28 protein-coding genes are annotated in these 25,045 nt (G+C 35.1%); 23 read left to right on the forward strand and 5 right to left on the reverse strand.

Translation table 11 applies throughout. The annotated features are described in order from the left end of the window. Positions 1-35: 35 nt before the first annotated feature. From ctaD to AC6HVZ_RS01170, 5 genes are all read left to right on the forward strand, one after another. Positions 36-1,889: a cytochrome c oxidase subunit I gene (gene ctaD, locus AC6HVZ_RS01150; protein ID WP_497556287.1), complete on the forward strand. Its 1,854-nt coding sequence runs from the start codon at positions 36-38 to the stop codon at positions 1,887-1,889. 1 nt (position 1,890) lies between these two features. Further along, entirely contained in the window at positions 1,891-2,514 is a 624-nt protein-coding gene (locus AC6HVZ_RS01155) for a cytochrome (ubi)quinol oxidase subunit III (RefSeq protein WP_497556288.1), read from the forward strand. Between the two features lie 3 nt (positions 2,515-2,517). Continuing rightward, positions 2,518-2,841, forward strand: coding sequence for a cytochrome c oxidase subunit IVB (gene ctaF / locus AC6HVZ_RS01160; RefSeq protein WP_497556289.1), 324 nt, complete (start codon positions 2,518-2,520; stop codon positions 2,839-2,841). Positions 2,842-3,188: 347 nt separating this feature from the next. Beyond that, positions 3,189-4,085 carry a cytochrome c oxidase assembly factor CtaG gene (gene ctaG, locus AC6HVZ_RS01165; RefSeq protein ID WP_497556290.1) on the forward strand — a complete coding sequence of 299 codons (897 nt, stop codon included), beginning with the start codon at positions 3,189-3,191 and terminating at the stop codon, positions 4,083-4,085. Between the two features lie 63 nt (positions 4,086-4,148). Further along, complete coding sequence (locus AC6HVZ_RS01170) at positions 4,149-4,604, forward strand: DUF420 domain-containing protein (protein ID WP_497556291.1); 456 nt, start codon at positions 4,149-4,151, stop codon at positions 4,602-4,604. Between the two features lie 83 nt (positions 4,605-4,687). Here AC6HVZ_RS01170 and ytvI read toward each other — a convergent pair whose 3' ends face one another. Next, positions 4,688-5,746 (reverse strand): sporulation integral membrane protein YtvI, encoded by a 1,059-nt coding sequence (gene ytvI, locus AC6HVZ_RS01175; protein ID WP_497556292.1) that lies wholly within the window; start codon positions 5,744-5,746, stop codon positions 4,688-4,690. Positions 5,747-5,930: 184 nt separating this feature from the next. Then, complete coding sequence (locus AC6HVZ_RS01180) at positions 5,931-6,296, reverse strand: YugN family protein (protein ID WP_497556293.1); 366 nt, start codon at positions 6,294-6,296, stop codon at positions 5,931-5,933. Positions 6,297-6,620: 324 nt separating this feature from the next. Here AC6HVZ_RS01180 and AC6HVZ_RS01185 point away from each other — a divergent pair, with 324 nt between their 5' ends. From AC6HVZ_RS01185 to coaD, 6 genes are all read left to right on the forward strand, one after another. Next, positions 6,621-7,025 (forward strand): YlbD family protein, encoded by a 405-nt coding sequence (locus AC6HVZ_RS01185; RefSeq protein ID WP_497556294.1) that lies wholly within the window; start codon positions 6,621-6,623, stop codon positions 7,023-7,025. 15 nt (positions 7,026-7,040) lie between these two features. Next, complete coding sequence (locus tag AC6HVZ_RS01190; RefSeq protein ID WP_497556295.1) at positions 7,041-7,274, forward strand: YlbE-like family protein; 234 nt, start codon at positions 7,041-7,043, stop codon at positions 7,272-7,274. 51 nt (positions 7,275-7,325) lie between these two features. Beyond that, positions 7,326-7,763: a YlbF/YmcA family competence regulator gene (locus AC6HVZ_RS01195; RefSeq protein ID WP_497556296.1), complete on the forward strand. Its 438-nt coding sequence runs from the start codon at positions 7,326-7,328 to the stop codon at positions 7,761-7,763. Between the two features lie 99 nt (positions 7,764-7,862). Further along, entirely contained in the window at positions 7,863-8,138 is a 276-nt protein-coding gene (locus AC6HVZ_RS01200; protein WP_497556297.1) for a YlbG family protein, read from the forward strand. A gap of 590 nt (positions 8,139-8,728) precedes the next feature. Further along, positions 8,729-9,283: a 16S rRNA (guanine(966)-N(2))-methyltransferase RsmD gene (rsmD, locus tag AC6HVZ_RS01205; protein ID WP_497556298.1), complete on the forward strand. Its 555-nt coding sequence runs from the start codon at positions 8,729-8,731 to the stop codon at positions 9,281-9,283. Between the two features lie 15 nt (positions 9,284-9,298). Continuing rightward, entirely contained in the window at positions 9,299-9,778 is a 480-nt protein-coding gene (gene coaD / locus AC6HVZ_RS01210) for a pantetheine-phosphate adenylyltransferase (RefSeq protein ID WP_497556299.1), read from the forward strand. 555 nt (positions 9,779-10,333) lie between these two features. Here the strand turns inward: coaD and ylbJ are convergent. Next, positions 10,334-11,545: a sporulation integral membrane protein YlbJ gene (gene ylbJ, locus AC6HVZ_RS01215; protein ID WP_497556300.1), complete on the reverse strand. Its 1,212-nt coding sequence runs from the start codon at positions 11,543-11,545 to the stop codon at positions 10,334-10,336. A gap of 208 nt (positions 11,546-11,753) precedes the next feature. On the opposite strand from ylbJ, the gene AC6HVZ_RS01220 reads away from it, so the two are divergent. Continuing rightward, entirely contained in the window at positions 11,754-12,770 is a 1,017-nt protein-coding gene (locus AC6HVZ_RS01220; protein WP_497556301.1) for a SepM family pheromone-processing serine protease, read from the forward strand. 412 nt (positions 12,771-13,182) lie between these two features. Here AC6HVZ_RS01220 and AC6HVZ_RS01225 read toward each other — a convergent pair whose 3' ends face one another. Continuing rightward, complete coding sequence (locus tag AC6HVZ_RS01225) at positions 13,183-14,400, reverse strand: nucleotidyltransferase (RefSeq protein ID WP_497556302.1); 1,218 nt, start codon at positions 14,398-14,400, stop codon at positions 13,183-13,185. 222 nt (positions 14,401-14,622) lie between these two features. Here AC6HVZ_RS01225 and AC6HVZ_RS01230 point away from each other — a divergent pair, with 222 nt between their 5' ends. The 4 genes from AC6HVZ_RS01230 to AC6HVZ_RS01245 all read left to right on the forward strand — a co-directional run bounded on the left by AC6HVZ_RS01230 (position 14,623) and on the right by AC6HVZ_RS01245 (position 16,782). Then, positions 14,623-15,153, forward strand: a complete 531-nt coding sequence (locus tag AC6HVZ_RS01230; RefSeq protein WP_497556303.1) for a YceD family protein — start codon at positions 14,623-14,625, stop codon at positions 15,151-15,153. Positions 15,154-15,203: 50 nt separating this feature from the next. Continuing rightward, positions 15,204-15,377, forward strand: a complete 174-nt coding sequence (gene rpmF / locus AC6HVZ_RS01235; protein ID WP_095655096.1) for a 50S ribosomal protein L32 — start codon at positions 15,204-15,206, stop codon at positions 15,375-15,377. A 68-nt stretch (positions 15,378-15,445) separates the two neighbouring features. Next, on the forward strand, positions 15,446-16,210 hold the full coding sequence (locus AC6HVZ_RS01240) for an enoyl-CoA hydratase/isomerase family protein (protein ID WP_497556304.1): 765 nt from the start codon (positions 15,446-15,448) through the stop codon (positions 16,208-16,210). A gap of 92 nt (positions 16,211-16,302) precedes the next feature. After that, positions 16,303-16,782, forward strand: coding sequence for an RsfA family transcriptional regulator (locus tag AC6HVZ_RS01245; RefSeq protein ID WP_497556305.1), 480 nt, complete (start codon positions 16,303-16,305; stop codon positions 16,780-16,782). A gap of 45 nt (positions 16,783-16,827) precedes the next feature. Here AC6HVZ_RS01245 and AC6HVZ_RS01250 read toward each other — a convergent pair whose 3' ends face one another. Then, positions 16,828-17,307, reverse strand: coding sequence for an N-acetyltransferase (locus tag AC6HVZ_RS01250; RefSeq protein ID WP_497556306.1), 480 nt, complete (start codon positions 17,305-17,307; stop codon positions 16,828-16,830). 264 nt (positions 17,308-17,571) lie between these two features. Between AC6HVZ_RS01250 and AC6HVZ_RS01255 the strand changes: the two genes are divergently transcribed. From AC6HVZ_RS01255 to AC6HVZ_RS01285, 7 genes are all read left to right on the forward strand, one after another. Then, positions 17,572-18,453 carry a 2-dehydropantoate 2-reductase gene (locus AC6HVZ_RS01255; protein ID WP_497556307.1) on the forward strand — a complete coding sequence of 294 codons (882 nt, stop codon included), beginning with the start codon at positions 17,572-17,574 and terminating at the stop codon, positions 18,451-18,453. Positions 18,454-18,458: 5 nt separating this feature from the next. Continuing rightward, positions 18,459-18,839, forward strand: a complete 381-nt coding sequence (locus tag AC6HVZ_RS01260; protein ID WP_497556308.1) for a DUF3397 domain-containing protein — start codon at positions 18,459-18,461, stop codon at positions 18,837-18,839. 87 nt (positions 18,840-18,926) lie between these two features. After that, a complete protein-coding gene (gene bshC, locus AC6HVZ_RS01265; RefSeq protein ID WP_497556309.1) occupies positions 18,927-20,546 on the forward strand; it encodes a bacillithiol biosynthesis cysteine-adding enzyme BshC in 1,620 nt (539 codons plus the stop codon). A gap of 193 nt (positions 20,547-20,739) precedes the next feature. Then, a complete protein-coding gene (gene mraZ, locus AC6HVZ_RS01270) occupies positions 20,740-21,171 on the forward strand; it encodes a division/cell wall cluster transcriptional repressor MraZ (RefSeq protein WP_497556310.1) in 432 nt (143 codons plus the stop codon). A gap of 270 nt (positions 21,172-21,441) precedes the next feature. Then, on the forward strand, positions 21,442-22,419 hold the full coding sequence (rsmH, locus tag AC6HVZ_RS01275) for a 16S rRNA (cytosine(1402)-N(4))-methyltransferase RsmH (protein ID WP_497556311.1): 978 nt from the start codon (positions 21,442-21,444) through the stop codon (positions 22,417-22,419). Continuing rightward, positions 22,419-22,793, forward strand: a complete 375-nt coding sequence (ftsL, locus tag AC6HVZ_RS01280) for a cell division protein FtsL (RefSeq protein WP_497556312.1) — start codon at positions 22,419-22,421, stop codon at positions 22,791-22,793. The genes rsmH and ftsL overlap by 1 nt, the downstream gene beginning before the upstream one ends. 16 nt (positions 22,794-22,809) lie before the next feature. Further along, positions 22,810-25,041: a penicillin-binding protein gene (locus AC6HVZ_RS01285; RefSeq protein WP_497556313.1), complete on the forward strand. Its 2,232-nt coding sequence runs from the start codon at positions 22,810-22,812 to the stop codon at positions 25,039-25,041. Positions 25,042-25,045 lie beyond the last annotated feature (4 nt).

A 25,045-nucleotide genomic window follows, 5' to 3' on the forward strand; every position in this document is an offset into this window, starting at 1 on the left:
CAGGGATGGTACATGTATAAAGGGAGGTTTAAATCTTGAGTATAGCAGCTACTCAAAAAAGAGGCTTCGGAGTTGTTTTGTGGGATTATTTAACCACTGTTGACCATAAAAAAATAGCACATCTATATTTATTTGGCGGTGGTTTCTTTTTCCTGCTTGGTGGATTAGAAGCTTTAATTATCCGGATTCAATTAATAAAACCTGAAAATGACTTCATAAGTGCAGGTTTGTACAATGAAATGATTACAATGCATGGTACGACAATGATTTTCCTTGCAGCCATGCCGTTATTACTGGGTTTAATGAATGCAGTCATGCCACTGCAAATAGGTGCACGTGATGTTGCATTTCCGTTTTTAAATTCATTAGGCTTATGGCTATTTATGTTTGGTGGTCTTTTATTAAACTGTAGCTGGTTTTTAGGAGGAGCACCAGACGCTGGGTGGACTTCTTATGCACCGCTTTCCATTCAATCTCCTGGACATGGTGTGGATTTTTATGTATTAGGTCTGCAGATAGCTGGTGCAGGTACATTAATAGGTGGTATTAACTTCCTAGTTACTGTTGTTACAATGCGTGCACCAGGTATGACGTATATGCGTATGCCGTTATTCACTTGGGCTACGTTTATTACAAGTGTTTTAATATTATTTGCTTTTCCGGCATTAACAATTGGTTTATTCTTGTTAATGTTTGACCGTATGTTTGGTTCAGCATTTTTTGATGTTGCTTTAGGTGGTAATGCAATCATATGGCAGCACTTATTCTGGATATTTGGTCACCCGGAAGTTTATATTCTGATCTTACCTGCATTTGGATTATTTAGTGATATATTCTCCACATTTTCCAAGAAAAGGTTGTTTGGATATACAGCAATGGTTTTTGCAACCATGCTGATTGCTTTTCTAGGGTTTATGGTCTGGGCACATCATATGTTCACAGTTGGTCTGGGACCTGTAGCAAACTCAATCTTTGCCATAGCAACAATGGCTATTGCAGTACCGACTGGAATAAAAATATTTAACTGGTTAGCAACCATGTGGGGCGGAAGTATTAAAATTAATTCTGCCATGCTTTGGTCATTAGGTTTTATTCCGACATTTACAATTGGTGGTATGACTGGTGTTATGCTAGGTTCATCTGTAGCTGACTACCAGTACCATGATACGTATTTCGTGGTTGCACACTTCCACTATGTAATTGTTGGTGGAACCGTATTTGGAATTTTAGCAGGTCTACATTATTGGTGGCCAAAAATATTTGGCAGAATCCTGCATGAAGGAATGGGTAAATTCACGTTTTGGTTATTTATGATCGGATTTCATTTAACATTCTTTATTCAGCATTTCCTTGGATTGATGGGGATGCCAAGGCGTTATTGGGTTTTCCTTGAAGACCAGGAATTGGAGTTAGGTAACCTTATTAGTACAATTGGTGCACTCCTGATGGCGATTGCTGTGATTGTGTTCTTATATAACATTATTCACACAGCAATTAAAGGAGAAAAGGCACCTGCAGATCCATATGATGGTCGTACTTTAGAGTGGACAACTGCTTCCCCTCCAGTTCACTATAACTTTAAGCAGCTACCACTTGTTCGTGGACTAGATCCTTTATGGATTGAAAAAACGGAAGGACATGAAAAAATGACTCCTGCAGAACCATTGGGAGATATTCATATGCCGAACAGTTCTATTTTACCGTTTATTATGTCACTTGGATTCTTCATAGCTGGATTTGGTTTCATTTTCCAAGTTGATAATAGCTGGTGGTTAATAGCTGTATATGTGGGGATGGCAACAGCTATTGGATCCATGCTTATAAGGTCACTTAAAGATGATCATGGTTATCATATACACAAAGAAGAACTTGAAAGGGAGGCTGACTAATATGAGTCAAGATCATTCCTTAAATCCAGAAACGATGCCACAAGAACCAGAAAAAGCAACCCTTGAAGGCAAGAATAAATTTCTTGGCCTATGGTTCTTCCTTGGTGGTGAAACAGTTCTATTCGCAAGTTTATTTGGAACGTATCTTGCTTTGAAAAATTCAACTGCAGACGGACCGACTTCAAATGATTTGTTTGGATTGGAACTAGTTTTTCTAATGACAATCTTGCTATTGACCAGTTCTTTAACAAGTGTTTATGCAATGTATCATATGAAAAACAATGATTTTAAGAAAATGCAATTATGGCTTGGAATAACAGCACTACTTGGGCTAGGTTTCCTTGCATGTGAAATTTATGAGTTCGCACACTATATTATAGATTACGAATTTACCTTCCGTTCATCTGCGTTTGGTTCAGCCTTTTATACATTAGTCAGTTTTCACGGGGGGCACGTTATATTCGGACTAAGCTGGCTAATTACTTTGATGGTACGTAATGCTAAAAGAGGATTAAATTTATATAATGCTCCTAAATTTAACACATTTAGTCTATACTGGCATTTTATTGATGTTGTTTGGGTATTTATCTTTACAGTTGTATATTTAATGGGAAAGGTGGTTTAATCAATGACAGAAAACACCAGTACCAATAAAATTGATTCGTTCCAGAGGCAAAAAAACAAAGCGGAAATGAAAAAACAAGTGATTACCTTTGTGTTGATGATTGCATTCACCATTGTAGCATTCGCAATTGTAGGATCCGGAATAATGCAAAAAATGTTTGTTATTCCCCTCTTGTTTATATTAGCTATCGTTCAGGTAGGCTTTCAGTTTTATTATTTTATGCATTTGAAAGATAAAGGACATGAGATGCCTTCTACCATGATATACGGTGGGGTATGGGCTGCAGTACTAACAATAGCGGCTTTAACCTTAATTGCTTGGTGGTAAATGAATAAAAAAAAAGATCGGGGAGGCTTTCCCGATCTTTTTTTACGGCAGAAAAATGTATATTTTTATAAGTGATTCAGTATTAGTGTATGCATAACACTTTGAAGCATTTTCGTCGTAATCGAAAAGCAATTTTTATCGAATGAATGTTTGCACTTCGGATTAGAATGATTTCTAAAATAAAGCAACATACGCTTTCAGGTGTTTCCTAAACGATTAGTTAAGATTACTAAGTATTGTTTTTGGAATGTAATATTGTTTACTAAAATGTCACATTAATGATGTTTATCCTAAAGTAAAATACGTTATAATAGATAGATACAATCCGTTATATGGAGTGAATAAACATGTGGTTAGAACTACAAATATTTGGGTTTCGGGCATTATGGAGTCCATATTTCTTGCTTTTTGTATTTAGTTTAGGGGTATTGTACTTTTTAATTACTGGTCCATATCGTTATAAATTTGGTGGTACAGAGAAACCATCTGGAAAACAACAAACATTCTTTTATCTGGCACTGTTTTTACTATATGCTATAAAAGGTTCTCCTATCGACCTTTTAACGCATATTACACTAACAGCACATATGATTCAAATGGCCATTTATTATCTCATATTTCCTATATTGGTTATTAAGGGTGTCCCAGAGTGGATTTGGTTTAAGTTTGTTAACCTACGTGCAGTTAGACCAGTTTTAAAGCTGTTAACAAAACCGCTTATTTCATTGTTGTTATTTAATTCATTATTTTCACTGTATCACATACCAGCTGTATTTGATTTTGCAAAATCATCACAGATTGCACATACGTCAATTTCACTTATTATTTTAGTTGCTGCATTTATCGTGTGGTGGCCTATCATTACACCGATCAAGGAATATGATACATTGAATCCTCTCCTTAAAATAGCTTATATTTTTGCGAATGGAGTACTAATTACACCAGCATGTGTTTTGATTATATTTGCTGATCATCCTCTGTTTGCAGCATATAGTCAGGATGGGGCATGGTTACAAGCAATGGCCTTATGTGTTCCTGGAGACGTATTACAGGGAATTACCTTTGCCATTTCAGGACCGGAGATGTTTTCATCCATGAGTACATTGGAAGACCAGCAATTAGGTGGAATTATTATGAAAATCATGCAGGAAATTACGTATGGGATTATTTTAGGACGTGTTTTCTATAAATGGTTTAATAGAGAAAGTCTAAAAGTTGATCCATTGCCTGCAGAATCAAATTAATTTTTCAAATTTAAAAAAGAACTAAGATCACGATGTTTTGATGAGGAAAGGAATTGTGCTCAAATGCCTTTTTTACCAACTATAAGTACGTTTTTTATTCTTTTAAGTGCCGTTCTAGTAGCAATAGGCTGGAGACTTATAAGTAAAGGAAATGCAAAAGCTCATAAAAGAACTATGATTTCTGCTGCGATAAGCGCACTATTGTTTTTTATTATTTATATTTCAAGAACAGTTTTTGTTGGCAACACTAGTTTCGGTGGACCAGATGATTTAAAAATATATTATACGATCTTTCTAATATTTCATATTACATTGGCAACAACAGGTGCTGTGTTTGGATTAGTTACGCTTACATTAGCTTTGAAGCGAAAAATCAAAATTCATAGGAAGATTGGTCCTGTTACTAGTATTATTTGGTTTTTCAGTGCACTGACAGGGTTTGTGGTTTATCTACTATTGTATATATTTTTTGAAGGTGGAGAAACAACAAGTATGATTAGAGCAATATTAGGTTCGTAAAAAAAGAAGGAGGCTGTCTCAGCTGGTTGTTAATACCAACCTTGGATGAGGCAGCCTCTTTCATCATATAATGTACAAATTCGTTATATTTTCACATTCCATTTAATAATTCCAGCTTCTTTTGCTGAATTAAACGCAATAACCAGCAATGGGCCGAGAATAAACCCAAAAATACCTAGTAACTTTAAACCTAAAAACATAGCAATTAGGGTTGCTAGTGGAGATAATCCAATATGCTGTCCCATGACCTTCGGCTCGATAGTTCTTCTAATTGCTAGTAAGATTACCGCTAAGACTGCTAATTGGATTCCTGTACTTGTATCCCCTGCTAATAATAGGAACAATGCCCATGGTCCTAATACGATGACCGATCCAATAATAGGGATAAGGTCAACAATCCAGATGATAAGAGACATGATTATTGCAACCTCTGGAGTAATGATGAATAATCCGATTAAGGTAACAGCTAATATGATTAGACTTACTAAAAATTGCGCCTTAAAAAAACCAAAAAACACACTTGAAAGTCTGTTATTCATAAAGGAAACCTTTTCTGCCGTTTCTTTTGTCAACAGATTATAGGATTTTGATTTTAGTATTGGTAATTCAAGCATAAATAAAAATAAAGCAATTAAATAGACAAGAAAACTAATTAAATATTGAGGAACTTTTGCAAAGATTTGTGCTATGTTATCTAAAGTAATTTTTTCTTTTGCCGTATTGCTTAATGAAGTCAAATTTTCTTCGATACTATCTGAAACTTGATCAACAAACTCTTTAGGTAAATTATCAGTGTATTGTTGAAGGTCTGCTTCCCAATCTTTGTAGATTTCATTTAATTGATTGAAATGAGCGGGCACCTCTTCTACAAAATTAACTACCTGTGTTACAGCTTTAGTCACAACAAAAGTGCCTGCAAGTCCAATAACGAGCAAAAATAGAAGAAAAACTATTATAACAGAGTTTCTCCGGTTTATTTTTACCTTTGATTGAATAACCCGTACTAATGGGTTAAGTACAAGAGTGGTAACAAATGCAATAATTAATGGAACTGATATTGGTAAGATGAAGAAAAATATCAATAAAAGAAATAGTATTAAAAAGATAAGTGTCCAATGGCGTTTGGTAATGGTACGAAACAAAGTAATGCGATGTCTCCTTTCCAAGTGAAAATAAATTTAATCGAATATGTATATAAAAAATATAGCATTGAATTGACGTTTTGAACAGAATAATACTCCGAATGTTAGTAGATAAATTTAAGATTATTGATATTTAAAAACCAACTGCTCTTATTCTTTATTCAGGCAGTTGGTTTTACAAGAATTACTTTTTATATTGTGCAATTTCATCTGCAACTTTTGATACTAAAGTATTGGCTCGTTCTATCAGGTTTTCCGGGAAGTTCTCATTTTCGCCATATTCTACACCATGTGGGTAGTAATGTTTACCTAGAAGAGGGGTTAATAGTTTAATAACTGCATTACCTCTGTCTACATCACCTTCAACGGCATAGCCTTGGATACGAATATAATATGTAATGTTTTTTTCTTTTGACCCAATTTTATAATCATAGGTTACTCGTTCATAGTCCCATTGACCGGCACGAATAAAAGCATGTTTTCCTGTTAAATGATCTAATGGTTTTAAATCTATAATAACATCTTCTATTCCAGTATTTTCTATTCTCATCTTATCCACCTCACATATTTGTCCTCACTAAACTATAATAGTACGAATTCACGTAAGTTGCAATGTAAAAGTAAATCATATCAATTGTACCTCATATTCCTTTCATCATAATATCATAAAATAATTGATAATACTTATGATTTTGCTCAAGGAAATAGAATGAATCGTTCTATTAATGCATATAAAGGCACATATGGAGATTGTTCGAAAAGTCCGGTAAAAAAAGATATTCTTATTATTTATTTGTCAGGTGAGCTTAATTGTCCTCACAGGTCATTTAAAAATAGCATAAATTAATTAGTAACAGATGACTATGCTAATGAGGTGAAGAAGTTGAGTGAAGAAAGACTGGATCCGACTGTTATTGCGTTTAAACAATTTATCAATAAACATCCGAAATTACTTGAAAATATAAGAAAAAGTGGTAGATCCTGGCAGGAATATTATGAACAATGGGCATTACTTGGAGAAGAAGATCCTTTTTGGGATCAATATAAAACTAATGATAAAACTTCTGGAAAAAAAACGGAATCCGCAAAGGAAAAGAACTTTGAATTATTTACACAGTTGATGAAGCTTACGGAAAATATGGATATAAATAAAGTACAAGAGCAGGTACATCAATTGAGTAATACAATAACTACTGTCCAAAATGTATTAAGTCAATACCAAGAATCCAAAAAGCCAAAAAACAGTACTGGAGATCCATTTAATTGGTTTCGAGATTAAGTGAGGTGTTAAGCAATGGATTCAATAAGTTATAATTATTTATCCAATAAACCCCATCTAGTTAGGTTTGTTAGGTATAATCCGATTTGGTATCGCTATCTTTCTCGGGATCCCAATAGGATACATGAGTTGGAAAAAGAAGCAAAAATATTTTACGGTAAAACATTTCCCCAACGAGTAGAAAAAATAAATAATCAAGTACAAATGATAGGAATGTTAATCGAATTTGCTGGAGCTATGAAGGATTAATTATTTTCATCTCATCCATTAAATGATATGATATTGTTGGAGGTGTAATGAATGATAGCTACGCTGGAATATGTAGATATCCTTGATCGATCTGAATCATTGGGGAAAAAGATAATGGAATCAGATGTCATGGAAGCCTACAACAATTCTCAAAGAGCATTGAATGAAGATAAAGAAGCACAACAGCTTATTAAAGCTTTTGCAGATATAAAGGATCAATATGACGATATACAACGGTTTGGCAGATACCATCCGGATTATAATGAAATTATGAAAAAAGTTCGTGCGACTAAACGGGAAATGGATATGAATGATAAAGTGGCAACTTTTAAAATTGCAGAACGAAACTTACAGAAGCTCCTGGATGAAATTAGTCAATATGTAGCGCTGAGTGTTAGTGATCAGATAAAAGCACCTAAAGACGGAGCTGCATTAAGTGATAGTGGTTGCGGCTGTGGAAGTGGTGGTGGTTGTGGTTGTGCATCGTAGTGTATTTGTTTTTTCTGATCTAAATATATTGAAGTTGCCTACCTATTTTGATACACTATTTGGAAATGAAATGAAATGAAATGTTAGTGAGGACGAATCATGAGAATGAAACGACAGGGACTTATTATATGGTTTCAACATATGAAAAATATTAAACAAATAAAAAGATATGGTCATTTAATTTATGCATCAAAAAAATTAAAGTATGCTGTAATTTATGTTGATCAGTCAGAGCTAGCGAATGTAGAATATAAATTATTAAAGCATTCATTTATATCCAAAGTAGATCGGTCTTATAAACCCTTTGTTGAGACTAATTTTGAAAATGCAAAACCAGATAAGGCAAAACAATATGATTATAAAATGGGAATCTAAACCCTTTATGGATTATCAATTATCCATAAAGGGTTTTTATATGGATAAATAACGTTTTTGCTACTCGTAGCAGTCTCCTATGGGAAAAAGGTTTTGATAGGGCATGTAATCGCAGTCCCAGCACATGTCTGAGGTCCATATAGAAGCGTTCTTGCTTCTGAGAAGAAGACCGTGCCCATGAAAAGCGAATTAATATGCCAGAGCGAATCCAAGCACTTAACCATCAGTAGAACGAGAAAAAGCGTTACGGAAGAAGATTTTCATTACGCCGCAGTTTATATCAACTCTGCAGAGGTTATAGTGCAACAATAATTACGAATAAAACCATAGAAAAAACCTGCAGAAATAATTTCTGCAGGTCCCTTTGTTTTCCTTCTGAGAAAAACAAAAAGGCAAAGGGAGAGGAGAAACCGGAGAAAGAACTTATGGGGAAGTTTAAGTCTTCTCCGCGTTTTGAAACAACCAAGCTAATAGTTAGCTGCCTCATTATGTTATTATGCACAAGAGAATTATTTTTATACGCTTATATTTTATTTTTATCTTCTCTATGATAGGATTAATGTCGTATAATGTATAATTGAGGTGAGCATGTGCGTGTAATAGCAGGTGAATTAAAAGGCAGACAACTAAAAGCTGTTCCAGGTAAATCGACAAGACCTACAACTGATAAGGTGAAAGAAGCTGTCTTCCAGGTTATTGGTCCTTTTTTTCAAGGCGGAACGGTAATGGATTTATTTGCAGGTAGTGGTTCTCTAGGAATAGAAGCAATTAGCAGAGGAATGGATCTGTGCCTGTTTATTGATAAGCAGCCAAAAGCAATACATACTATACATGAAAATGTAAAAGCAATGGAAATTGAACATAAGGTGGAAGTTTTTCGGACTGATGCTTTTCGAGCAATAAAGGCAGCGGCAAAAAGAGAATTACAATTTGACTTAATTTTACTTGATCCGCCATATAAAAAAGTCGATTATGAAAAATTTTTAAATGAAATTGTAAAACTTCAACTTATGAAGCAGAATGGAATCATTTATTGTGAGCATGATATTTCCGAAAAATTACCGAAAAGGCACAATAATTTTTCATTATTGAAGCAAGAAAACTATGGGGGAACGATAGGGATAACTATCTATCAAATGAACTAGAGAGGAATAATTACTATGGGAAAATTAGCAATTTGTCCAGGGAGTTTTGATCCGATTACATTCGGTCATTTAGATATCATCGAGCGGGGAGCAAGTATTTTTGATCGTGTTATTGTAGCAGTGTTTAATAATCAATCAAAGGCACCGTTGTTTTCAGTGGAGGAAAGAATACATTTAATTAAGGAAGCTACCAGACATTTAACGAATATTTCCGTAGACTCTTCTGACCATTTACTAATGGACTATGCAAAGGAACAGAATGCCCATGCTATTATTCGCGGGTTAAGAGCAGTCAGCGATTTCGAATATGAGATGCAAATTACGTCCATGAACAGAAAACTGAATCAGGATATTGAAACATTTTTTATGATGACAAACAATCAATATTCTTTCTTAAGCTCAAGTATTGTCAAAGAAGTTGCAAGATATAAAGCAAATGTTTCGGATCTGGTTCCAGAAGTGGTAGAGAAAGCTTTAAAAGAAAAATATAAATAGAATATGCATAAAAAGATGTTGCATAAGCTAGTTGCAACATCTTTTTTATCATCGTCTAGGAATTTATAATTTGTGGGCTGTGGATAACAAAATAACCGAATCAGCCACGTTCGGCTCCAGCGCTAAAGTCATAGCAGACTCCCCTTCACCTCCGTACGATAAAGAAGAATTGCCGATTGGGAACCAAAGGCTTAGTCGCACTTATACCCTTGTGGTGAAAGTCAACATCGGTTATCTCCGGTCGCTTGAGTTTCCTTTATCTCCAGCGGTTCAGTCCAGGCAGTACGTCGCTAAACGGATTCCCCGGGCATTTGTTCTTCTTTTGTTAAGCTTTGTTACTTTTTGATTCTCGCAGTAGATAGGAAATGCGACATAGTGAAAATTCCTTTCTTTGACGCTTTCTTTAATTTAAATGATGGTTGTGTTCTAAAACCTGATCCGGCAAAACCTTTCGACAGATCTTAGGGTATGACCCTAGCCTTTTTAAGAACCCACTCTGCTAATTCTTCGGGCACATGTACTTCCTCTGTGTTCTGCCTACACTAGTAGGGATTTCTAATTCCTTCTTCGATATAAAATAAATGCAGCAATTCCTAAAAAAGAAATGGTTAGTAATGGGCCAACAAGTTCAATAATATGAAGCGCGACAATCCATATATTCTGTGTAACTTCCTGTGACACAGGAATATCATCCAGTTCGAATGCCTGTTTATTTAAATACAAAGGCTTGTATAGAATAATCGTTAAAATACTCGCAACTGTGCCATGAATAATTCTAGAAAAAAAATAAGGAGAAAAACGAATATCTGTTTTTGATAATATACTTGCAACCTGTGCTTGAATTGAAAAACCATTAAATCCTAGAATAAAACTGACCACTATTGCTTTTGCCAAATGTGTATCTATCGTTAAATCGGAAATTAATTTGGAACCTATTGTGATTTCAAATAAACCTGAGAAGAAGGGAAGTGCCAATTCAATCGGCAATGTAAGTAATTTAAGTAACTGTTCAAACAAGATCGCTATAACCGGAGAAACACCAGTCAGGAATATCATTTTGATCAGGACAGAAAAAAGTATGATAAAACCACCGACCATGACCAATGTCTTAATGGAATTTAATACAGCATCACCAACTACTTCACCAAAGGGTCGCTGATCATTTAGTCGTGTTCGATGCATTTCCCGGAATGCTCTGATAATAGAAACATTTTTTCTATTATGCATTTGTTTCTCTGCTTTCTCTTTCGTTTCCTTACGACCGTAAAAACGCATACAGATACCGACAATGGCATTACCGACATAATGACATGTTGCCAGTAATACTCCAAGCTTTGCATCACCAAAAAAACCAATGGAAACTGCACCAAAAATAAACAAAGGACTGGAATTATTCGTAAAAGATACTAGACGTTCTGCTTCAATTCTTGAAATTTGTTTGTCTTCACGCAATCGTGCTGCAATTTTAGCACCCGTAGGATAGCCACTTGCCATTCCCATAATCCAACCAAAGCTTCCTTCTCCAGGAACATTAAATAATGGGCGCATAATTGGTTCAAATAAAACTCCTAGAAATTTAACAACACCAAAAGCTAGTAATAATTCTGCCATGATAAAGAATGGAAGTAATGACGGAAAGACTACTTCCCACCACATATTCAGTCCACGAATACTAGCCTCTAATGCGTCATCTGGAAATTTAATTAATGAGAACACGATAAAAACTGTAATGCCCGCAAAGAGTAACGTTTTTATTTTTTGATTCAATATAAAGCCCCCTACTGTAAGAGCCTTGCTCTGTACAACTTAATCCGTTAATAGTAGAATAATTCTAGTTCGTTCTTTATATTAGCTGTTACACAATTTGTACAAGTCTTTATCAATATACGCACATACACATCTTATTTATGCCATACACTTTCTAAAAGATATATAATTTAAGTCAATTGCCTGAATTAATGGACGGGGGTAAAGCATGGGATTTTCAAAAAGACATATATTTTCATTGTTCATTGTAATTATCGTTGCATTTTTTCTTTCTTCCTATAAGCTTCCATACTATATTCAAAAACCTGGTGGCGCAGATGCTCTAAATCCAATTGTTGAAGTAGTAGATGGTTACGAGAGTGAAGGCGATATGCATCTTGTAACGGTTAGCGGAGGTCAAGCAACACCATTACAATATTTATGGGCTAAGGTAATGCCACATAATGAAATACTGCCCCTTGAGGCTGTAAGACCAGAAGGGGTTACAGATCAGGAATATATGCAGGCACAACTGCAAATGATGGAAAACTCTCAGGAAGCGTCTACAGTTGTTGCCTATGAAGCAGCAAATGAAGATATTACGATTGAATATAAGGGTGTATACGTCGTTTCTGTTGTAGAAGGAATGCCTGCTGATGGAATATTGCAGATGGGTGATCGAATTATTGGACTCGATGGAAATGAAATAAAAGAGGCCGATGATTTAATCAATTTTATTGAAGGTAAACAAGCTCAGGATATTATTACGCTTGATGTTGTTAGGGAGGAAGAAAATATTACAAAAGATATTCAATTGGAGAAATTTGCAGAATTGGATAATAAAATAGGAATAGGCATTCAGTTGGTGACAGATCGCAGTGTCAGCGTAAATCCAGAAGTTCGTTTTTCCAGTGGAAGAATTGGTGGACCAAGTGCGGGTTTAATGTTTTCATTGGAAATATATGATCAGCTAATAGAAAATGATCTGACAAAAGGATATGAAATTGCCGGAACAGGTGAGATAGATTATAACGGCAAAGTATATCGAATTGGCGGAATCGATAAAAAAATAGTTGCAGCAGATAAAGAGGGTGTTGATATCTTCTTTGCTCCAAATGAAGATGGAGCTGAGGATTCAAATTATCAGGTTGCTAAAAAGACTGCTGAAGCGATTGAAACAGAGATGGAAATTGTTCCAGTAGATACATTTGAAGATGCACTGAACTATTTAGAACAACTGAAATAAAAAAATAGACCATTAAGAGGTCTATTTTAATTTTATCTTCTTAATATAAATCGACAGGGCTCGACTGACACTAAAATTAATGTAACAGGTTTACTAACTCACTCTAATTATGATTTGCTACATGGATTAGAGGATATGATATGGGTTGATGGAATATGGTATAAAATACCAGGAGAAAATAATCTGTTGAAAATAGTTAGCTCTCTTGATTATGTGTAGTAAATAGAAGTGTGTCATAAAGCCACTTCTCGAATGAAAAGTGGCTTTAGCTTGCGGAAAAAGTAAGGATTTTTTATCTGCATGCATTTTTATCACGCATTAACGGGTTGCAATACCCCCACCATCAAGCGTGCGAAATCCCAAATGTGTAGGTGGGGGAGGAAGGGAAACCCCCACGGAATGAAGTTTCACTTTATTTCACCATTATTATTGGTGCCTGTAATTCCTGCATAAAAAGCTGTTGCCTGTTCTTGGGTGAAAGTATACTATAATATGCATTTGCAGCCTTTTCTTCTATTTCTAGTATTGGACTGTTGTTACGATTAAAGCTGGAAATTAAGGGGACATCCAGATTCCTTTTTCTAGTATTTAAATACGCCTGTCCCGTTTTAGTCATTCCCAACAGCCGGATGTATGGAACAGTGGAAGCAGCTTCGGCCAACTTCATATCAGCTTTCTTTGTGTTTGTTAGTATATGGACAAATATCCGCTGAATTCTTGTCCATGTATATCGCTTAGTTTTAACCCGATCCACCCAATCATTGAAGGATACAGCTTTCTTCGCCGTTTTTTTAATCCGATATTCTAAACCTTCCTCAACACCAAGAATTTCGGCAAGCTCCTGAGTAGTCATGGTCATTACGCGATAATGAACAATTTGAAAGTATTTTTCCCACGTATGCCAGGTTTCGGCAGTATCCATATAACCCTTTAGCTGGTTCATTGTTTCATTAGGCATCGTTTTCACTACTTGTTCAGTGATAGATCTTTCGGCAAGTAGTTGTTTTCTGATACTTGTGGCACTTGCAATAGAGCCTGTGATTGTTTGCTGATGGTAACCACTGTTTGTTCGTTGGATCGTTAAGGGCTGAATAGGCAATTCCTTTTCCAGGATTGCTTTCACATAGCTGAAACCAAGTATATTATTTGGTTTCGTTAAATCCATTTTCTGCGTTGACAGTCCGATTTTCTGATAGGCATGCTTGCTTGCTTCAGGAAAAGACAAACCCTGATCCAAATGCGAATGAAGCATTTCTTTAAATAGTCCTTCTTTTTCTTTAAAGATTTCATAGCTTGTAATAAAATGAGCTATATCACCAGATTCACTGCCAAAACAAATACTTAAAACTCCTGCTTCATATAATGTTTGAACAGAACCCTTTGCAAATAAATCACTGCTTTGTACTGCATAAGGGTATGGCAATTCCAAAACGATGTCTATCCCTGTTTCGAGAGCGGCGCGGGTGCGATGAAATTTATCAATTATTGCCGGTTCACCTCGTTGTAAAAAATTCCCGCTCATGACAGCAATCATACAGTCGGCATTTGCTTTTTTTCTTGCTTCCTGTATATGATAAACATGTCCATTATGAAACGGATTGTATTCAACAATTAAACCGCATGCATTCATTAAGAACAACTCCAATCCATGGCTTGGTGATCATTATTGTACCAAAAAAAAGATACATTGCAACTGACTGAAGGAAATAATATGATTAGTGATACATGGACCGGGAATGCTATTAATAGGTAGTGCACATTGAAAATAGTACTGGTTTATCTGTAAAGAAAATATGTTGACAAAAGTCTATTTTTCTTTTAAAATAACTCTTGTTGCCTTGGGGTGATTACAATGAAATTTATATTAGCGCAAATTAAAAAAAGTGCTTATAATCAACCTTTCACTTTTGATGAAAAGGTTGATGTTTCTGAATTGGAAACAATGAATAATGACATTCGTGAGATTAAACCTGTTCGGGTGCACGGGAAATGCATCCAGCAGGGCGAGGAAATTATTGTTTCTTTTATAATAAGTGGAGAAATGATTTTACCTTGTGCACGTACATTGGTGGATGTACCATATCCCTTTGAAATAAATACAGATGAGGTGTTTTCCACATCGCCTTATTATGGTACAGAAGAAGTGGAAAATGAAATTCATCCAGTGAATGGAGAAGTTCTTGACTTATCTCCATATATAAAGGAAAATATTATATTAGAGATTCCTTTTCGAGTATTTTCCAAAGATACAAGTGACCAGGAAACAGCTCCTGTTAAAGGACAAGATTGGGAATTTATTTCAGAGGATACGAATGAAACGACGATAGATCCACGTTTTAAAAAATTGGAGTCTTTGTTCAATGATAACAAGAAAGAAAAATAAGAATTATATTCTAAAGTTTTTGCTTTCGTTATATGAAGGAGGTGTAAGTCATGGCAGTACCTAAAAGTAGAACTTCTAAAAAAGTGAAAAATCAACGTCGTACTCATAAAAAATTACACGTACCTGGCATGGTAGAATGTTCAAATTGTGGTGAATTAACAAAATCACATCATGTTTGTAAATCATGTGGACATTATGATGGTAAAGAAGTGGTAAGTAAATAATTTCACTTGAAAAACAGATCACAACCTGAATGTGATCTGTTTTTTTATACATAAGGGAGAGAATTTGAGTGACTGAGACGGTGTTATATCGAAAATTCGATCAAGATAATTATGGGGAAATTTATATCCAACGAACCGAAAAACATAACGCAATATCCAAAGAAATGGTTAGAGGATTAAATCATAGTTTAAAGCAAGCAAAACAGGATTCTCTCAAGTTTCTAGTAATAACAGGAGCAGGAAATAAGATGTTTTGTGCAGGTGGAGATTTAAAAGAACTGCATGGAGGCTTAACACCTGATGAAGCTTTCTTGCATTTATATCCAATGAAAGAAATCCTATATGAAATTGTATCTTTTCCAGTACCAACAATCTGTCTGCTTAATGGGGATGCACTTGGAGGAGGATGTGAAATTGCCACAGCATGTGATATACGAATTGCTAAGGAAAATTGCATATTTGGCTTTGTGCAAACTAAGCTTGGCATTGTCCCTGGCTGGGGCGGTGGCGCACTTCTATATGAGAAAGTTAATCCAAACTTCGCATTTCAATGGTTGATGGAAGCAGACATTTATGAGGCTGTCTACTTAAAAGAACAGGGATGGATTAATCACATAGTAACGAAGGAGGAAATGGATAATAAAAAGGAACTATTAAAGCCTTATATATCGAAATCATATGAGCAAATGAAAGTATTGAAAAATCAATATAAGAAAAAGATAGCAACCCTTGGATTAGCTTCCTTGATGAATGAAGAAGTTCGTAATTGTGCTAATTTATGGGATTCTAAGGAACATAAAGATGCTATAAAGGATTTTTTAAGTCGAAAATAGTTTTCTTGGAGCTTTTTTAATAAAAATATAAAACATTTATTCTATCACTCCTATTTTTTGCATACATTGATAGCAATATAAGGAGGGATGTTATGAATGCAACTAGGCAAGATGCTTGGACAAAAGACGAAGATATAATCCTTGCAGAAACAGTACTTCGTCATATACGGGAAGGGAAAACACAGCTTGAAGCGTTTAAAGAGGTGGCAAAACAACTATCACGTACATCTGCCGCTTGTGGATTTCGCTGGAATGCAACCATCCGCAAGAACTATCAGGATGCAATCCAATTAGCAAAAGAAGAAAGAAAACATGGGACTAACAAAGAAGTATGGAAGCTTGTCGAACATGAGAATCAGGAAAAAAATACAATAGAAACAGCTATCTTATTGTTAGAAAAAATGAAATTGAATTTTCCAGATGAAAATCCAATGCAACAAGAACAAACAAAAATAGTAGAACAATTAACAGAGGAAAATGAACGATTAAAACAGCAATTATTACGTTATGATAATGCTTGGCAAGAAATGGGGAAGCTTTGGGGATGGGTGAAGACTAGTCGAGAAGTCTAAAAAAATTAAGACATGAATGAAATACGATCATTCATGTCTTTCGTTTTAATGAGCTTCCTGTTCTTTTACCCCATCTGGCAGCCAAATTAGTGGATTTTCTCCCAAGTCTCTTTCCATTTCATAACGAGCTTTTTGAAAGCCCATTTTTTCCCAAAAAACATGGGAATTAATCCGAGGATTTGTTTTAATTGGTAATTTATAGCTTTTTGCAAAATCAACTAATGCTTTTCCAAACCCTTTACCACGATAATTTGGAAGTACTTCCAGCTTCCATAATGTCAAATAGTCCTGAGGCGGTTCAAAATAGGCATCATACTTTTTCTTTACCCGATACAAACTCATCCTTGCCACAAGGTTATCACCATAATAGATCCCGTAAAATGGTGAGTCCACATCATTCTCAACAATGTTATTCTGCAAGTCATCCAACATCGATAATTCCTGATTGCCATATGCCTTAAAGTACTTAAATCTTTCCAATGTTTTATAATTGATCAATAGTTTTTCGACTTTTATTTGTTGCATAAAAATTTCCCCCTTTTATTGAAGTGGTTGCGAAAAATGAAAATAAATGCTTCTTTTCATTGTAAATAATTGATTCCGCTTTCAATACATGATGTCAAAATGCTTTTGGTTTTTCTATCAATACTATTATAATATAAAAAAAAACATTTTGAAATAAGGAACCAATTAAATACCGTTTTTGATAGGAATAATTCATTCTGGATAGCTATTTCGTCCAGTATTTTGGTACAATATTGCATAAGGAATTGAAGTGAGGCGAGACAAATGAATATCGGGGTAATTGGTGGAGGATCTATCGGCTTATTGGTTAGTGGATATTTATCATCTAGTCATAATATTACAGTATATGTAAAAAGAAATGAGCAGAGAGATAGTATTATTAACAAGGGTCTGTTTTTTTCGCATTTAACAAAGCCTCTTATTGTAAACTCTATGCATATAGAAAATATGAAGAAAGAAGATTGTATTATCATCTGTGTTAAACAATCCCAAATACCTTCTATTTTGCCAATGCTTAGTAAGGTTGATACAAAGACTCGGTTATTATTTTTACAAAATGGAATGGGACATATCAAATTTGTAAAAAAAATGAGCCAGCCAGTTTATTTAGGTGTTGTCGAACACGGTGCCTTAAGAATAAATGATTATACTGTTATGCATTCAGGAGATGGGATAATTAAATTAGCTGGTTATAATAAATCTGAACAAGAGACTAGTGAACTTGTCCAACTACTAGATCAACAGACCTTCCCGGTAGTTAGAACTAAAAGCTGGTCACAACTACTTGCTGAAAAACTGGTAATTAATGCTGTTATAAATCCCTTAACTGCTTTATTTGATTGTAAGAATGGGTATATTATTACGAATTCATATATTCATAAGCTAGCCGAGGAACTATGCAGGGAAGCTGTTTTAGTTTTAGGATTGGAATTTGCAGCACAGTGGGATCGTGTTTGCGAGGTAACTGAAAAAACTAGGGAAAATACTTCATCAATGTGTAAAGATATAAAAGAAAATAGAAAAACGGAAATAGAAGCAATTACAGGCTACCTGATAGAAAACAAAAATAATAATAAGATTCCATATACATCATTTGTCTATAACAGTATAAAAGCATTGGAAGTGAAAAAGGGGATAATCGGATAAGTATGGTGGATTTCATCATTTATTTCATTGCGATTTTTATAACGCTTCCCATTTTTGCCACTTGGGTTGTGTATAAAATTTCAAGAAAAATTAAACATGGGAAGTTAAAAGCTTTTCATCAAGCGGTAAATTGGACGACTATTTTATATATTATAGCAGTTACTATACAGTTGACTATTATTTTTGAGAAGCAATTTATTGGAATTATATTGGGGTTACTTTTAATGTTATTGACAGGAATAATTATTTTTCAATGGAAAATGAATACAGAAATTATATTTAGAAAAGCATTTAAAGTTTTTTGGCGATTATTATTTTTAATCTTTTTGGTATTATATGTTTGTTTATTGTTTATTGGAGTTATTCAGCAAATTTTCTTCCGTTGATCATAATATGAAACAGATTAAATGAATTTCATTAAAGAATTATGTACAATACATAGAGGATATTATGAATAGAAGGAGTATTTATCTATGCAGATCGACCCTATACAGTTAAATAAACAGAGCAAATTAATAAATGACTACCGAAGTAACAAAAATAAAATGATGCAGTTTTTTGATTATCATCCGTTTCAGGATTACAAGCAAAGAATTAAAGATCTAGGTAAACGGGAGTTTAATCGAGGGCAACTAACGGATGTATTGCAGATGTTAAACCAAGAATGGGACGCACCTGAATCGACATTTCAGAATATTGAACGACTAAGAAATGAAGAAAGCGTTGTAGTTATAGGAGGGCAACAAGCAGGATTATTGACAGGACCGATGTATTCAATTAATAAAGTGATTTCGATTATTCAGTTTGCCAAGCAACAGGAAGAAAAACTACAAATTCCTGTTATCCCAGTTTTTTGGATTGCTGGTGAAGACCATGATTTTGACGAAATAAATCATATTTTTTTACCAGAAGTTGCACAAATGAAAAAATACAAGCTTCTCCAACGTGTTTTATACAAAAGCTCTATTTCCGATATAAATATCGACAGGTCGTACAGTAGCCAATGGTTAAATCAACTATTTGAAAATCTTAAGGAGACACAGTTTACGAAGGATTTATATGAAACAATTAAAAACTGTATGGATAAATCAACTACATATGTGGATTTCTTTGCTCGTGTAATTTTTCAATTGTTTCGAGATGAAGGACTTGTATTAATTGATTCAGGTCATCAAAAAGTACGAGAAATGGAAAGCAGTCATTTTGTACAATTAATTGAGAGACAGCCTGACATCAGCAGTGGGGTATATAATGCTGCTGGGCAATTGAAACAAAATGGCTATTCTCTCACATTAGATGTTGAGCAAAGTGACGCTCATCTATTTTATCATTTAAATAATGAACGGGTGTTACTAACTCGACATGAAGAAGGAAAATGGATAGGGAAGCAAAATGAAGTTATTCTAACAACAGATGAGCTAATAACCATTGCAAAGAAACAACCGGAGTTATTAAGCAACAATGTAGTAACCCGTCCACTAATGCAGGAATTGTTATTCCCTTCTTTGGCTTTTATTGGTGGTCCTGGAGAGATAAGCTATTGGGCTTTATTAAAACCTGCATTTTCGGCTTTTCAGATGAAAATGCCTCCCGTACTACCGCGCTTATCGTTTACATTTATCGAACGAAATGTGGAAAAAGCATTAAAAAAATATAACATTTCGGCTGAACATGCAATAAATGAGGGAGTAGTTGATGTAAGGGATAATTGGCTAACTGCAAAAAACAATCCTCCAATTCAACAGATTGTTCAAGAAATAAAACAAACAATCGATCAAGCTCATAAACCATTAAGAGAGATTGCTTTAGATATCCGTTCAGATTTAGGCGAACTAGCAGAAAAAAATTTGTTTTATTTACAATGTGATGTTGAATACTTGGAGGACAGAATTATAAAAACACTGGAAGAAAAGTATGCAAAGGAACTGAGTGAGTTTGATCTAATCAATATTTCACTGCGACCACTAGATGGATTACAGGAACGAATTTGGAATCCACTGCCTTGGATGAATGAACACGGTGATGATTTTATAAAAAAACTAACAAACCAATCTTGTTCGTTTCAAAATGCACATTATATTGTTTATGTTTAATCTTACCACTTTCCTCCACTAATTAAATAATTTTATTGAAAAGCTGTCTTTTATTGATAAGATAGCTTTTTTTATATGTCTTTTTATAGTACAAATTACTTAATTTTAGTTATCTATCTTATTTATTTAAAAATTAGTGGTGAATAGTGGGGGGATGTGGTAGAATAAAAAATATGAAAGTGGGGCGAACTATATGTTCATGGGTGAATACCAACATAGCATTGACATAAAAGGCAGAATTATTGTCCCTTCTAAGTTTCGTGATGAACTAGGGGAAAGCTTTGTTGTTACCCGTGGACTGGATAAATGCTTGTTCGCTTACCCGATGGATGAATGGAAAGTATTAGAAGAAAAACTAAAAAAACTCCCACTAACGAAAAAGGATGCACGGGCATTTACTCGATTTTTCTTTTCTGGAGCAGTTGAATGTGAAGTGGATAAACAGGGAAGAATAAACATCCCACAACCACTAAGAAATTATGCTGTACTGGAAAAAGAGTGTGTTGTATTAGGTGTATCCAATCGAATTGAATTTTGGGCTAGCGATAATTGGGAAAATTACTTCAATGATTCAGAGGAATCATTTGCAGAGATTGCCGAAAATCTAATGGATTTCGATATTTGATAAACAAAAGCGCAGAGTGCCCTTTTAGCAACGTATGGACTGCGCCGTAGGAGATTGACTAAGATTTTTGCTTTTTAAGCAAAAATCTTAGTCAATCTAAAAGGAAACACGATGAGCGTAAGCAAATCGATGTTGACTTTCACCACAAGGGTATAAGTGCGATTAACCCTCTGGTTTCTAATCGGCAAGACTTCATTATCGTACGTAGGTGAAGGAAGTCAATTAGTCGCTGGGCGCTAGAGCTAGACGTAGATAGAAGTGGGTGTATAGATGTTTGAACATTACAGTGTTTTAAAAGATGAAACAGTTAGAGGATTGTCATTAAAGCCAGATGGTGTATATGTTGATTGTACTGTAGGTGGCGGAGGTCATTCAGAGCAAATTGTATCTCAATTAGGGGAGAATGGTTTACTTGTTGCCTTTGATCAGGATATCGATGCTTTAAAAGCTGCAAAAGAGAGACTAAAAGCATACCATGATCGAATCATCTTCATTCATTCAAATTTTAGAAGACTTGAGAATCAATTAGCAGAACATCAGATTCATCATATTGATGGAATATTATTTGATCTTGGTGTATCTTCACCACAATTGGATAAGGGAGAAAGAGGTTTCAGCTATCAGCATGATGCGGAACTGGACATGCGAATGAATCAAACTGACGAGCTAACCGCTTTTGAGATTGTTAATTACTGGGACTACAATGAATTAGTAGCGATCTTTTTTAAATACGGGGAAGAGAAATTTTCCAAACAAATTGCGAGAAAAATTGAAGCATATAGAATAACGAAGCGAATTCACACCACACATCAATTAGTAGAAATCATCAAGGATGCCATACCTGCACCTGCGCGCAGAAAGGGTGGTCATCCAGCTAAACGCATTTTTCAAGCTATCCGAATCGCTGTGAATGATGAATTGGCTGCATTTAATGATGCACTTCATCAAGCAGCTAGGATAGTGGATAAGAATGGTCGCATTGTAGTCATTACGTTCCACTCACTTGAAGATAGAGTGTGTAAACAAGCTTTTAAAAAATGGAGCACAGCTAAAGAAACACCAAGAAATTTACCAATATTACCAAAGGAGCACGAGGCTCCATTTAAATTAATAACGAGAAGACCAATTATAGCAAGTGATCATGAATTAACTGAAAATAGAAGATCACGTTCAGCGAAATTACGTATTGTTGAAAAAGTTAGTGAATGGAAAGACGAATTTATGTATGAGGAAGGGTGGAAAAAATAATGAGTGCAAATCATGCTCGAAGCTGGCAACAAACAAGCACACAGCAAACCCCAAATAAAGAACAAAAAGTAGCAGTAAAAGTCCGAAAGCAAGGATGGATTACAAAAGGGGAAAAAGTATTATATACTTTAGTAAGTGTATGTATAATTGCAGCGGGAATTTATATTGTCTCCTTTTCTTCATCTACAGATACACTAAATCGTGAATTACAGGAAATGAATCAGACTGTCCAAACACAGCAAGTAACGAATGAAGGGCTATTATTTGAAATGAAAGAATTAAGCAGACCCGAAAGAATTACGAAAATAGCTAAAGATAATGGGTTAAAAATACAGGATGCTGAAGTAAAGCAAGCGCACGCATTCAACAATTAACCAAGGGGAATGTCGTATGAGGAAAAACAAAACAACTCACTTCATGGCAGGAATGTTCATCATACTCTTCATTGGTGTTTTTCTCGTATTAACAGGCAGATTTATGTACATACAGGCAACCGGTGAGATTAACAATGTTTCCTTGGAAGAGTGGGCGGATAAAAAGAGAACAGCTTCTTATTCTTTGGGTGCTGAAAGAGGTAAGATTTTTGATAAGAATGGGATGACGCTCGCTTACGATCGACCTACATTTCGTATTATTGCAATCGTAGATGAAGCTTATTCCGGAAATTCAGAGGAACCAAAGCATGTTAAAGATCCGGAGCAAACTGCAAAAGTGCTGGCTCCTTTATTAGATGTTGATGCAAGTTACATTCTGGAACGACTAGAAAATGGGATTGAAAATAAAAAATGGCAAGTTGAATTTGGAAAAGAAGGAAGAGAACTTTCCCAACAAGAAAAAGATGAAATAGAAGAACTTAATATACCAGGGATTGTATTTGAAAAAGAACCTATTCGGTACTATCCAAATGGTATGTTTGCTTCACACATCATTGGCTTCGCTAGGGAAGACAAAGTTTCAAAAGAGATTACCGGAATAGCTGGAATGGAAAAGGAAATGAATGATATTCTAGCTGGAAAAGATGGTCATATTTCCTATCAGCGTGACAAATATGGCAAAAAGTTATTAGATCCTAATGAGGTAATTAAAAAGCCAAAGGATGGGGATGATGTTTATTTAACCATCGATCAAAAAATTCAAACATTGTTAGAAGATGTACTAACTCAGGTGGAAGAAGACTATAATCCTAAACGTATTACAGCCATTGTAATGAATCCAAAAACGGGTGAGATTTTGGCAATGAGTAATCGACCAAGTTATAATCCGAATAACCCTGCAAATGTTGAAAATTGGTACAATGATGTGATATCAAATCCCGTTGAACCGGGATCTACAGTGAAAATATTTACATGGGCTGCCGCAATTGAAGAAGGCGTTTATCATGGAAGCGAAGAATTTAAGTCGGGAAGCTATAGCCCGAATGAAAAAGTAAAAAAAATACATGACCATAATGGTGGAAGAGGCTGGGGGACGATCTCCTACGATGAAGGGTTTAGGCGTTCATCCAATGTTGCTGCAGCAAAGCTAGCCTGGGAAAAACTTGGTTCAGAAACTTACCTCGAGTACCTGAAAGCATTTGAAGTCGATAAGTCTACTCAAATTGACTTACCTGGAGAAATTCCTGGTCAGATATTGTATGACTGGCCACTTGAAAAGATAACGACAGCTTTTGGACAAGGTAGTACAATGACTCCAATTCAACAAATGAAAGCAGCAACTGCCATTGCAAATGGCGGTAAAATGCTTCAGCCATATATAATCAAAGAAATTGTGGATCCAAACACAGGGGATATTCTGGAGGAAAAATCACCAAACGTAGTTGGTGAACCAATTTCAAAGGAAACCTCTGAACACGTATTGAAGTTAATGGAATCTGTGGTATATAGTGAGGAAGGAACAGGAAAAAGATATAAGCTTGATGATTATACTGTTGGTGGTAAGACTGGGACTGCAGAAATTCCAAATCCTGATGGACCAACACCGTACTTAACGGGAAGAGAAAATTATATTTTTTCGTTCCTAGGAATGGCACCAATCGATGATCCGCAGTTAATGATGTATGTATCTGTCCAGCAACCAGAACTTGAACCAACAGAGCCGACCACTCTGCCCAGTTCTTTTATTTTTAATAATGTAATGGAAAACAGCTTACATTATTTAAATATTGATCCCGATAAAGGAGAAAGCTCTTCGATTGAAGCAACAATCATACCAAAAATAATTGGAACTGCTTCAGAAACAGCTAAAAAAGGATTAACAGAAAAAGGGTTAAAGGTTACTGTAGTCGGCTCAGGAAAAGTAGTTTCTGCCAATGTTGAAAAAGGTGATGAAATCTTACCTAATCAACGGGTGATACTTGTAACAGATAATCCGACAATGCCAAATATCCTTGGCTGGTCGAAACGTGAAGTCATGCAACTAGGTGATTTACTCACCTTGAAAATGGAGATTTTAGGAGATGGATTTGTAATTACTCAAAATATTAAAGAAGATACTCCTGTTAAAGAGAAGGACTACCTGGGAGTAGAATTATTACCACCTGACGAAATAGAAGAGGTTCCAAATAGCAATGATAAAAACGAACAGGAAGATATTTCAAGTCAGGATGGAAATGAAGAAGAATAGATGT

The organism is Oceanobacillus sp. NCCP-135, assembly GCF_059698015.1.